This is a genomic window from Nocardia sp. CA-129566, assembly GCF_050956075.1.
Lineage (GTDB): Bacteria > Actinomycetota > Actinomycetes > Mycobacteriales > Mycobacteriaceae > Nocardia.
The window spans coordinates 2,007,947-2,019,370 of record NZ_CP192085.1 but is presented as its reverse complement, the minus strand read 5'-3'; the positions used below and the strand labels follow the sequence as shown (position 1 = coordinate 2,019,370).

Here is an 11,424-nt window from a genome sequence, read left to right as displayed (position 1 = left end):
CGACTCAGCCGACTCCTGTTTCGGCATAACCGATTTCGACGCGATCGAGGCTCAGCAAAGAGCCCCGAATGATGCGGAGCGTCTTCCGCGGGCAGTCCGAGGCTTCGGGCGATGGTGCAGGCGGGGCCCAGATTGGACCTAGCTGCGCCGCCTGGCTCAGTAGAGCGAATAATCAGCGAACACCGCTGAAGACCGAGGCGCTACGTGGGCACGCCAGAGGATCGAGGCGCACGCAAGAGGGGGTAGTGCCCGAAACAACCGCCGTGAAGTGCATACATAGCACCTCTGCCAGAGCGATACGGATCGACACGATGATCCCTCGGATTGTCGAACAGCAGAACAAGATTCATCGTACTGAACAGTAATTTGACGATCTTGACCTTGTCAACCGGCCAGTAGCTTCCCGATAGCTACTCCGGGCGAGGATGAGTCGCAGACTCGATCGAGGCGGTGGCCACCAGTCGGCTCCGGTGCGATTGTGCGGTGTAAAGCGTTGGACGTAGCGCATTGGACGTACACATCATTGGGCCTCCTCGTGGCGTCACTGCATCAGAAATAGCAGACGCCGTCCGAGCGAAGTTTCCATATATGGGAAGGCGAGCCAGACCGCGGCAGCGTTGCTGACAGCCGACCGACAAGGCCGACCCGCGCCTGCTCGACGGCCCACCCGGTGGCCGGGTGTCGATCTGCCGCTCCCGGCCAGCAACCGCGATGACCGCGCCGACCTCATCACCATCGATCGAGGGTCCAGCACAGCAACCGTCGAGCGCGCAGGTCCGCCAGGCAACCCCCACAGTTCCGCACGGGCGCAGTGCCGGCAGCGGCCATACGACCACCTTCGCGAACTCGCGAATCCTGCACTGGCAGCGAATGAGGGAGAGTCGCCGTCCCTGCACCGCTACGTCGACCGGACCGCCTCGAGAATCCCGACCTGGCCAGCGTTCCCGAATATCTTCCCCTGCACCAATGAAAAACGACCCGGAACTGTGAGTTCCGGGTCGTTTCCCTAGTAGCGGGGACAGGATTTGAACCTGCGACCTCTGGGTTATGAGCCCAGCGAGCTACCGAGCTGCTCCACCCCGCGTCGGTGAACACAACATTACACACGTCTACGCAGGGAAGGCAAATCACTGACTTCACAGGACATTTTCGCTGGTCAGCGGAATGCACGACAGACGGAAGAGGTGGCCTGTGGCGCGGCGCACAGACCGCCCCGGAGCGGGTCCAACAGTTGACTACGGCAAAGGTCCGGGCCCGTCGCACGAACAACGGCAGACGTATAAGAACCACCTGGAGCACAATCAGACCGGTCGGTCATCGCATTCAAACGTGACCTGGGCCACTATTTCATAGTGATCCCGAACACATAACGTTGCTATAACAGACTGTCCAGAATCCATTCTTATGGCATTTGCGACCTGCGCAAACACTGATATACACGCTATTCGCATCATGCAATGGCGAAGTTATCAAGATGTGATCTGCGGAGATTTCTTGGTTACCGTCGATCCACGGCCCGGATCAAACGTGATGGGCTCGAACTCGAACCGCCGAACACCGGCGACCCTGTCCCGCGGTTCGAGGATCCCCGACACACCTGGGGGCAGGGACTCGGCATTTCGTTTACCGGGGGCGGTGGGCGCAGGGAGGGAAAACATCATGTCGAAACACCGGAAGCTCAGCACCCGCGCCCTCGGCTATGCCGCTGTCACCGGCGCAATCGTTGCCGTCCCGTTCGGTCTTTCCACCGGCACCGCCGCGGCCGCCCCCACCCACAACTGGGACGGCGTCGCCCAGTGCGAAAGCGGTGGCAACTGGGGTATCAACACCGGAAACGGCTACTACGGCGGTCTGCAGTTCTCGCAGAGCACCTGGGCCGCCAACGGTGGCGCCGGTTCCGCGAATCACGCCAGCAAGGAAGAGCAGATCCGGGTCGCCGAGAACGTGCTCTCCACCCAGGGCGCCGGTGCCTGGCCGGTCTGCGGCCAGTATCTGCGCGCCGGTGAGTCCGAGCCGAGCCCCGCCGTCATCGAGCCGGAGCCCGCCCCCGCCGTGGTCGCCCCCGCCCCGTCCTCCAGCGTCGAATCCGCCATCGAGCAGGCCAAGTCCGCCGGTTTCGAGCTGGCGAAGCAGAACGGCCTGGAGGGCCCGTACAAGCAACTCCTGGACCAGCACAGCGCGCTGATCGACTCGTTCGGTCGCTGACGTACGAAGCCGACGGTCACTCGGCAACGGCGCCGAAGGTGACATCGGCTCGTCCGACGTCAACTGGAACGGCCCCGTCACCCACTTCCGGGTGACGGGGCCGTTCTCGCTTTCCGGGATCAGCGACCGGCGTCCTGATAGGCCTTCACGGCGGCCTCCAGTTCCTCCAGCGCCTTGCCGAAGTCCTGGAAGTTGCCGGACTTCATGGCATTTCGGACATTGTCGATCTTCTTGTTCAGCTCCGCGGCCGCCGCGTCCTTGGCGGTGGATCCGGTCGCGGGCGGCGGTGTTGCGCCCTGCGTCGGCGGGGTCGTGCCCTGCGTCGGCGGAGTGGCGCCCTGTGCCGGCGGCGGTGTGGTGCCCGGTTTCGGCCTGCTGGTCGGATCACCGCCGAACGGCGTGGCCAGCGAACCCGTGCCCGGCAGCACCTGATTCAGCGCATCGGCCAGGGTCGAGGCGAAGCCGACCTTCACACTGCCCGCCACATCGCGATAGCTCACCAGCACGCGCAGCAGCTGCGGGAAGGTGGCGCTGCCCGCTCCGGTATTTCGCTCGTTGTAAAACGGCTCGATATAAAGGATTCCGCCATCGGCGATCGGCAATGTCAGCAGATTGCCGTACCTGATCTTGTTCGAGTTCGACAGCAAGGTTTTCTGACTGGAGACCTCCGGCGCGGTCGTCATGCTGTTTTGGGTTTGCTGTGGACCCTGCGTCTGCGTATCGGTCGGCAATTGCAGGATCGTGAATTTGCCGTAGCCGTCCGGATCCGAACGCACCGAGATATAAGCGGACAGGAATTGCCGGTTGTAGCCGACCATGGCGCTGGTCAAATTGAACACCGGCTTGTTCGTCGCCGGATCACCGAGCAGCACGTAGTACGGCGGCTGGTCGAAGGTGCCGCCCTCGGTGGTCGGATCGCTCGGCACCGACCAGAAAGCGTTGTTGGTGAAGAACTCTCGTGGATTGTCGACGTGATACTTGGTCAGCATTCCGCGCTGCACCTTGAACAGATCTTCGGGATAGCGGAAATGCGCGCGCAACTCCGGGGAGATCTCGCTCTCCGGCTTGACCGCGCCGGGGAACACGCCACGCCAAGCCTTGAGCACCGGATCGGTGGAGTCCACCTCGTAGAGGGTCACCGTGCCGTCGTAGGCATCGACGGTGGCCTTCACGGAGTTGCGGATGTAGCTGACCTCCTTGCGCGGCAACAGCCTTCCGGTCTTCTTGTCAATGCTGTCCTCCGTACCCTCCAGCGAGGTGGTCTGCGCGTACGGGTAATTGTCGAGCGTGGTGTACGCGTCGACGATCCACTGGATCCGGCCGTCGACAACCGCCGGATAGGCATTGCCGTCGGTGGTCAGCCACGGCGCCACCTTCTGCACCCGCTCACGCGGACTGCGATTGAAGATGATCTTGGAGTTGTCACCGATGGCGGAGGAGAACAGGATGTTGCGCTCGGTGTACTTCGCGGCGAAGGCCAACCGGTTGAACCAGTTGCCGATCGAGACGCCGCCCTTGCCGCTGTAGGTGAACTGCGCGGTGTCGGAATCGTATTCGCGCGGCTGCTGGCCGCCGACACCGCCGACGATCGCGTAGTCCGGGTTGGACTGCGAGATCAGCTCGCCATAGTAGATGCGCGGCTGGTCGACCTTGATCTGCTGCTGGTCGGTCGTATTGAACAGGTCGCTGACCAGGAAGATCGGATAGCCGCTGTCGCTGCTGCCACCGGCGGCATTCGGATCGTCGTACTGCGGCTTGTTGACCCGGTTGGCCGGCGCGGCCACGAAGCCATTGCCGTGGGTGTAGACGGTGTGCTTGTTGATCCAGTCGAGCTGGTTGCCGCTCAGCGCCGACGGATGCAGCTCGCGCGCGGCCACGATGTAGTCCTGCACATCGCCGCCGAGGTTGTAGCGATCGATATCCAGCGACTCCGGGAAGCCGTAGAAGTTCTTCAGCTGCTTGAGCTGAGTGAAGGTGGGCGAGAGGATATTCGGGTCGAGCAGTCGCGCGTTGCCGATGGTGGCCGCGTCGACCGGAACCTCCAGCGGGCTCTTCTTACTGTCGCCCTTGTAGTCCTTGTACTCGATCTTGTCGGAGGTAATGCCGAACGCCTGCCTGGTGGCGGCGATATTGCGTTCGATGTAGGTGCTCTCCTTGTCGGCGGCGTTCGGGCGCACCGAGAACTGCTCGACCACCAGTGGCCACACCGCGCCGACCAGGACCGAGGAGAGTACGAGCAGCGCGGCGGCCATCGCGGGCACCCGCAGATCGCGCAGCACGATTCCGGCGAAGAAGGCGATCGCGCAGATCACCGCGATGGACAGCAGGATCAGCTTCGCGGGCAGTACGGCGTTGATATCGGTGTAGGAACCGCCGGTGAATGTCGGCTCCTTGCGGCTGCTGGAGAGCAGTTCATAGCGGTCGAACCAGTAGGCGACGGCCTTGAGCAGCACGAAGATTCCGGCGATCACGGCCAACTGGATGCGTGCGGGCCGGGTCAGCGTGCCCTCGCGTCCGCTCAGGCGCAGGCCGCCGAAGACGTAATGCGTCACCAGGCTGGCGAAGAACGCGATGACCGACGCGACGAACAGCCAGTTCAGCACCATCCGGTAGAAGGGCAGATCGAAGGCGTAGAAGCCGACGTCCAGGCCGAACTGCGGATCCGTCTGGCCGAACGAGCCGCCGTTGAGGAACAGCTGCACGGTGACCCAATTCGACTGCGCCACCAGTCCGGACAGCACACCGAGCAGCAGCGGGATGCCTATGCCGAACAGCTTGAGCCGACTCATCACGGTGGTGCGGTAGCGCGCGATCGGATCGTTCGGACCGGCGACAGGCACGAATACCGGCCTGGTCCGGTAGGCCACCACCAGCGCCAACCAGACGACTAGACCCACGAACAGCGCGACGACGAGGAACAACAGGATCCGCGTACGCAAGACGGTGAGATAGACACTGCGGAAACCGACCTCGCCGAACCACAACCAGTTCGTATAGGTGTCGGTAAGCCGCGGTCCCAGCAGCAGCAGCGCCGCCAGGATGATGGCCGCCACCAGCAGCACTCGGCTGCGTCGGGACAACGAAGGTAAGCCGGTGGGGGGCCGCATGCCCACGATGCCACTCTCCAAGGTCCGGCGGCGCTCGTACCGATCACTCGGTTGTCGCACCGCAGTCCGATTTTGCAGGTGGTCCGTTCCGGACCGTCTCGCGCCCACTCTACGTAATCTGTGTCATTTGCCGCGCGGGCGCGTGTTCGCGGCCCTGGTGGTCTTGCGTCCGAGCCGTCGAGACTCACGCCTGCGGCGCATGCGCATCGACGACTCGGACGCAAGACGGGCCGCGAACGTCGCTCGTAAGACTCGCTCCGTGGTGGTCGAGTATGTGGAGAGTTCGGCGCCGGTTGTGCAGCGGCTGGAACTCGTAGCTGCGGCGCATGCGCGTCGACTACTCGGCTGAATTCGATGGCCGCGCCTTCGCGCGAACGCGAGACGGCCGCGAACTCCTCGCTCGTAAGACGCGCGCCCGTGGTAGTTGCGGAAATGGTGCCGCCCTCGGCTTCGATGCGCTGACGGTGGTGTAAGGATGAGCATGTGACCGCAGATCTGCACGCCGAACTCGTCCTCGCCCGTTCCGTCCGTGAGGTGGCGGAGTTCGTCGACGCCGAGGGTTGGGGCAGACCGCCGCAGATGTTCGCGCTGGTGCCGACGGCCGATCTGGTCGCGGCCGAGCCCGGGTTGCTCGATCAGCTCGACCAGGGCAGCGAGCTGACTCCGATCGCCCAGGAATCGTTTCCGGACGACATCACCGGTGGATCGATGGCGCTCGACGAATTCCTCGCCACCACCAGCTGGCCCGAGGCGGTCAGCGGCTGCGTGCTGGTCCAGGAGATCGTGGTGCTACCGCCGGATGCCGAGAGCACCCTGGACGACGCACTCACCCCGCTGCTCGCCGATCACGAGGCCGCCGACGCCGCCGCCCGCGCCGCCGCCCAGACGCATCCGCAACGGCGCACGGCACGACTGCTCGCCGCGGTGCTGCGCTCCGGCGCGCAACTGTGCCTGCTGCAGCTGAAGCCGCAGGACGATGCCGACGATTTCGGCGACCTCGACCTGCGCACCTACCCGAACCTGGCGCCCAACCTCATCGAGGCACTGCACCACACGATGGAGTGAATCAGCCGCAGGAGACGGTGTCCCGGCCCGCATTGATGTCATTGAGCGATTGCACTGCGCCACTGAGGTTTTCGACCTTCACCAGCCGCAGACCGTCCGGCGTGCGCTGCTTGGCCTCATTGCAGTTGGCGGCCGGGACCAGGAAGGTTTCCGCACCGGCATCGCGCGCGGCCATCATCTTGTACTGGATGCCGCCGATCGGGCCGACCTTGCCGTCCTGATCGATGGTGCCGGTGCCGGCGACGAACTTGCCGCCGTCGAGTTCGCCGGGCGAGAGCTTGTCGATCAGGGCGAGGCTGAACATCAGCCCCGCCGATGGGCCGCCGATATCGGCGAGGTTGAACGAGACCTGCAGCGGTGGGCGGGCGCCCTCGGTCGGGGTCAGCCCGAGATAGCCCTTGTTCGCGTCATCGGGGCGGGCGGCCAGTGTGATCGTCGCGGTCTGTTCGGCATTCTCGCGGCGGTACACCACGGTGAGCTGACTGCCCGGCGCCTGCGAGGAGACCGCGGTCACGACATCCTTCGGCGTGGCGATCGGTGCGCCGTTGATGTTGACGAGTTCATCGCCCGCGCGCAGCGTCTCCTTGGCCGGGCCGTCGTCGGAGAGCTTGCGCACCAGCACCACCGTCGGCAGGTTCAACAAGTGCAGCGCGGCCACCTCGGCATTGCCCTCGGAGTCCTTGAAGTCCTGCTGATTGGACTTATCGATCTCCTCGCGCGGGACACCGGGCGGATAGACCTCGGAGCGCGGTACCAACCCGTGCTCACCGCTGATCCAGAATCCGAAGGCCTCGAAGATGTTCAGCCCGTCGCGCACCGAGACCGTGGTCATATTCAGGTGCCCGGTCACCGGGTCCACCTCGGCGCCGCGCACATCGACGACCTGCTTGCCGTCCACCGCGCCGAGGGTATTGAACGTGGGTCCGGGACCGAGTGCGACGAACGGCACAGTGAGCACACTGCCCACAGCACCGAGGACGAGCACCGGGATCAGGGCGGCCACCAGGGTCAGGATCCGACGATTCACCTGGACCACAGTAGTGATCGCCCGCGCGGCCGGGTGGGCGAGGCGCATATTTACGCCCCGCGCGCGTGTCCCGATTTCGCGCCGCGCGAACATCGAACCCCGACGCCGCACGCGTATGTTTAGGGTATGAGTGACCTCCCCTTCGGATTCTCGAACCGCGATGACGACGACCGCAAGCGCGGCGACGAGCCGAGCGGTCCCGGGGCGAACGATCCGTTCGGCTTCGGCGGGGCAGGTGCGGGCGGTTTCGATCCGGCACAGCTCGGACAGATGCTCACCTCGCTCGGCCAGATGCTCAGTGGGATGGGGCAGCCGGGGTCGGCACAGGCCGGTCCGGTCAACTACGACGTGGCCAAGCGACTGGCCCGCCAGCAGCTCGGCGCGAGTGTGACGCCGGTCGCCTCGGGCACCGTCAGCGCCGTCGCCGATGCCGCGCACCTGGCCGAACTGTGGCTCGACGGTGCGACCACCCTGCCCGCCGGCGCGAACAAGACCGCGGCGTGGACCGCCAACGACTGGATCGAGGAGACGCTGCCGACCTGGAAGCGGCTGTGTGATCCGGTGGCCGAACAGATCTCCGGAATGTGGACCGCACAGCTGCCCGAGGAGGCGCGCGAATTCGCCGGTCCGATGGTCGGCATGCTCGGGCAGATGGGCGGGCTGGCCTTCGGCTCGCAGCTCGGCCAGGCGCTCGGCCAGCTCGCCAAGGAGGTGCTGACCTCCACCGATATCGGGCTGCCGCTCGGCCCGACCGGCACCGCGGCGCTGCTGCCAGCGGCCATTTCCGAGTTCAGCGCCGGACTGGAACAGCCGGAGAGCGAGATTCTGGTCTTTCTCGCGGCCCGCGAGGCCGCGCATCAGCGGCTGTTCGCACATGTGCCGTGGCTGCGTCAGCAGGTGCTCGGCGCGGTCGAGGACTACGCCCGCGGCATCAAGATGGACTTCTCGGCACTGGAGTCGGCGGCCCAGGGCATCGACCCGATGTCGCTGACCGATCCCTCGAAGCTCGAGGAGATCCTGTCCCAGGGCGCCTTCGAACCGCAGACCACTCCCGAGCAGAAGCAGGCGCTGGAACGACTGGAGACGCTGCTCGCCCTGATCGAGGGCTGGGTCCAGGTCGTGGTCACCGACGCGGTGGGTGATCGCCTGCCCGGCGCCGGTGCGCTCGCCGAAACCCTGATCCGCCGCCGCGCCACCGGCGGCCCCGCCGAGCAGACCTTCGCGACCCTGGTCGGACTCGAGCTGCGGCCCCGCAAGCTGCGCGAGGCGGCGGCGCTGTGGCGCCGGCTCACCACCGATGCGGGCGTCGACGCCAGGGACGCCGTCTGGGCGCATCCGGACCTGCTACCGGATTCCAATGATCTGGACTCCCCCGCCGCCTTCATCGACTCGGTGATCGGCGGCGGCACGGACGCATTCGACGATCCGCTGGCCCAACTCGCCGAGACCGAGGCCCGCGAGAAGGCCGAGCGCGAGGCCGCCGAGGACGGCCCCAACCTCGGCAAGGACACCGATCCGTCCTGACACTGTCCTGTTGATAAGCGCGAATCCCTGTGGACTACTACGGGATTCGCGCTGATTCACCGGTCGCGGCGTCCGCATACTGCTGGCATGACGAGGCGGATGTGCGGGCCGATGCTGGCGCCGCGGGTGACGGTCCTGGTGCGACCATCGGGGATCGTGCAGTTGGGGTGGGATCCCGAGGCGGCGTTGCTGCTGGATCGGACCGCATTGGATACCGAGACGGTGCTCGCGTTTCTGCGGCTGCTGGATGGGATGCAGAGTCGACCGCAGCTCATCTGGCGGGCCGGGGAATGTGGGATCGCCCCCGAGGATGCGACCGAACTGCTGAACCGGATCGATGACGCCGGGCTGCTCGTGCAACCGGACCAGCGGCTCGGTCAGGTGCGATCGGTACGGGTGCACGGGCTCGGGCCGCTCTCGGATGCGGTCGCGACCGGGCTGCGGCGGCTCGGGCTGCGGGCGATCCGGTCGCGTGGGTACCACCCCGATGGCTCGGTGCTCGCCTGGCGCGGTGAACTCGTGGTGCTGGCCGATGCCTTGGTCATCGACCCGCGATTGGCCAATGAGCTGGTGCTGTACGGGATTCCGCATCTGCAGGTCCGTATTCGCGATGGCAATAGGGGGATCGTCGGACCGCTGGTATTTCCCGGCCTGACGAGTTGTCTGCGCTGCCTCGACCTCACCCGATGTGAATACGACCCGGAATGGCCACAACTCGCGAGCCAGCTGCTCGGTCGGGTCGGGCATGCCTCACCGGCCGGAATCCTGGCCACCGCGGCATTGCTGCTCGGCGAACTCGAAGCGATCATGCGCTGTTCACCGCAGCGGCCGCTCGACACCATGAACACCACGATCGAACTCGAACTGGATACCTACCGGATCTCGCGCCGCGAATGGCCGCAGCACGAAGGGTGCGGATGCCGAGCGGTTTTCGCTGGTCCGCCCCGATGAGAGGGTCGATTTTTACACCCTGCCAAGGAAAGACATCAATATTGGCATGGCAAAGCCACGGGTCCGTCCGCCATGATGGGTACGTGTCTGAGATTGTGCGTCGTCGCTCAACCCGCAATGCCAAGTTAGCCAAGATTCCGCTGGGAATCGCCGGACGGGCCGCCGTCGGGTTCGGCAAGAAACTGGCCGGTGGCGATAAGTCGGAGATCAACGCCCAGTTGAACCAGAAGGCCGCCGAGCAATTGTTCACCGTGCTCGGTGAGCTCAAGGGTGGCGCGATGAAATTCGGCCAGGCGCTGAGCGTGATGGAGGCCGCGGTTCCCGAGGAGCTCGGCGAGCACTATCGCGAGGCACTCACCAAACTGCAGGCGGCCGCGCCGCCGATGCCAGCCGAGACCGTGCACCGGGTGCTCGACCAACAACTCGGAACCCAATGGCGGCAACGCTTTCGATCCTTCGACGACACTCCGGCCGCATCGGCGAGCATCGGCCAGGTGCACCGGGCGGTCTGGTCCGACGGGCGGGATGTCGCGGTAAAGGTGCAGTATCCGGGCGCCGATGAGGCGCTGCGCGCCGATCTCAAGACACTGTCCCGGATGACCGGCCTGATCGCCTCGGTAATTCCGGGCGCCGATATCAAGCCGATCCTGGCCGAGATCACCGAGCGCACCGAGGAAGAACTCGACTACCGCAATGAGGCCGCCAACCAGCGCGCCTTCGCGAAGGGTTACGACGGGCATCCGGAGATCGTGGTGCCGAAGGTGGTGGCCAGCGCGCCGAAGGTGATCGTGACCGAATGGCTCGACGGCACCGCGGTCTCGGCGATCATCAAACAGGGCGCCGAGGATCCGGAAGGCACGCGCGCGCTGCGCAATCGGGTCGCCGGATTGATGGGCAAGTTCCACTTCTCCGCACCGGAGACCGTCGGCCTGCTGCACGCCGACCCGCATCCGGGCAACTTCATGATGCTGTCCGACGGCAAACTGGCCGTCATCGACTTCGGCGCCTGCGCACCCATGCCGGACGGCTTTCCGGAAATCCTGGGACGCATGCTCGCGCTCGAAATCGACGAACGCTTCGATGAACTGGTCGAGCTCATGTACGACAACGGCTGGGTGATTCCGGGCCGGACGGTCACCGATAAGGAGATCGCCGACTACCTGCGGCCGTTCACCGACCCGATCCAGACCGATTCGTTCCACTTCACCCGCAAGTGGATGCAGCGGGTGGCGGGTAAGGCCTCCGATATCACCAGCGCGGATATGAAGACCGCGCGCGCCCTGCAGTTGCCCGCGCAGTTCGTGATGATCTTCCGGGTGCTCGGCGGTTCGGTCGGCATCCTGGCGCAGCTCGATGCGGAGCTGCCGTTCATGCAGCTGGTGCGGACCTGGATGCCCGGCTTCCGCGAGGAGCGCTCGGCCAGCTGACGGTCCCCGACCGAAAGACATTGAGCCAGAACGCAAACGAGCCGCCCACCGGATCTCACGGTGAGCGGCTTGTTTGCTTTCTCGTTCCTGGGCCCGGCCCGGATCCGAAACGGCCGGA

The 11,424-nt window shown here is 65.3% G+C and carries 7 protein-coding genes and 1 tRNA gene; 5 read left to right on the top strand and 3 right to left on the bottom strand.

Annotation, left to right across the window (positions count from 1 at the left end; genetic code table 11):
• Positions 1–1,010: 1,010 nt before the first annotated feature.
• Positions 1,011–1,084 (bottom strand) — tRNA-Met (locus tag ACQP0C_RS09200).
• A gap of 575 nt (positions 1,085–1,659) precedes the next feature.
• On the opposite strand from ACQP0C_RS09200, the gene ACQP0C_RS09195 reads away from it, so the two are divergent.
• The gene (locus ACQP0C_RS09195; protein ID WP_433732448.1) at positions 1,660–2,205 is read left to right on the top strand and encodes a transglycosylase family protein; all 546 of its coding nucleotides are present in this window, start codon (positions 1,660–1,662) and stop codon (positions 2,203–2,205) included.
• Positions 2,206–2,324: 119 nt separating this feature from the next.
• On the opposite strand, the gene ACQP0C_RS09190 is transcribed toward ACQP0C_RS09195, so the two are convergent.
• Positions 2,325–5,318 (bottom strand): UPF0182 family protein, encoded by a 2,994-nt coding sequence (locus ACQP0C_RS09190; RefSeq protein ID WP_433732446.1) that lies wholly within the window; start codon positions 5,316–5,318, stop codon positions 2,325–2,327.
• A 477-nt stretch (positions 5,319–5,795) separates the two neighbouring features.
• Here ACQP0C_RS09190 and ACQP0C_RS09185 point away from each other — a divergent pair, with 477 nt between their 5' ends.
• Positions 5,796–6,377, top strand: coding sequence for a PPA1309 family protein (locus ACQP0C_RS09185; RefSeq protein ID WP_433732444.1), 582 nt, complete (start codon positions 5,796–5,798; stop codon positions 6,375–6,377).
• Between the two features lies 1 nt (position 6,378).
• Here the strand turns inward: ACQP0C_RS09185 and ACQP0C_RS09180 are convergent, their stop codons facing one another.
• The gene (locus tag ACQP0C_RS09180; RefSeq protein WP_433732442.1) at positions 6,379–7,404 is read right to left on the bottom strand and encodes a YlbL family protein; all 1,026 of its coding nucleotides are present in this window, start codon (positions 7,402–7,404) and stop codon (positions 6,379–6,381) included.
• 126 nt (positions 7,405–7,530) lie between these two features.
• Between ACQP0C_RS09180 and ACQP0C_RS09175 the strand changes: the two genes are divergently transcribed.
• The 3 genes from ACQP0C_RS09175 to ACQP0C_RS09165 all read left to right on the top strand — a co-directional run bounded on the left by ACQP0C_RS09175 (position 7,531) and on the right by ACQP0C_RS09165 (position 11,306).
• Positions 7,531–8,928: a zinc-dependent metalloprotease gene (locus ACQP0C_RS09175; protein ID WP_433732440.1), complete on the top strand. Its 1,398-nt coding sequence runs from the start codon at positions 7,531–7,533 to the stop codon at positions 8,926–8,928.
• 87 nt (positions 8,929–9,015) lie between these two features.
• On the top strand, positions 9,016–9,879 hold the full coding sequence (locus tag ACQP0C_RS09170; protein ID WP_433732438.1) for a hypothetical protein: 864 nt from the start codon (positions 9,016–9,018) through the stop codon (positions 9,877–9,879).
• 83 nt (positions 9,880–9,962) lie between these two features.
• Positions 9,963–11,306: an ABC1 kinase family protein gene (locus tag ACQP0C_RS09165; protein WP_433732436.1), complete on the top strand. Its 1,344-nt coding sequence runs from the start codon at positions 9,963–9,965 to the stop codon at positions 11,304–11,306.
• Positions 11,307–11,424 lie beyond the last annotated feature (118 nt).

Coding starts and splice junctions, on each gene's coding strand:
- ACQP0C_RS09175 (WP_433732440.1), top strand. CDS start 7,531: ATGAGTGACCTCCCCTTCGGATTCTCGAACCGCGATGACGACGACCGC.
- ACQP0C_RS09170 (WP_433732438.1), top strand. CDS start 9,016: ATGACGAGGCGGATGTGCGGGCCGATGCTGGCGCCGCGGGTGACGGTC.
- ACQP0C_RS09195 (WP_433732448.1), top strand. CDS start 1,660: ATGTCGAAACACCGGAAGCTCAGCACCCGCGCCCTCGGCTATGCCGCT.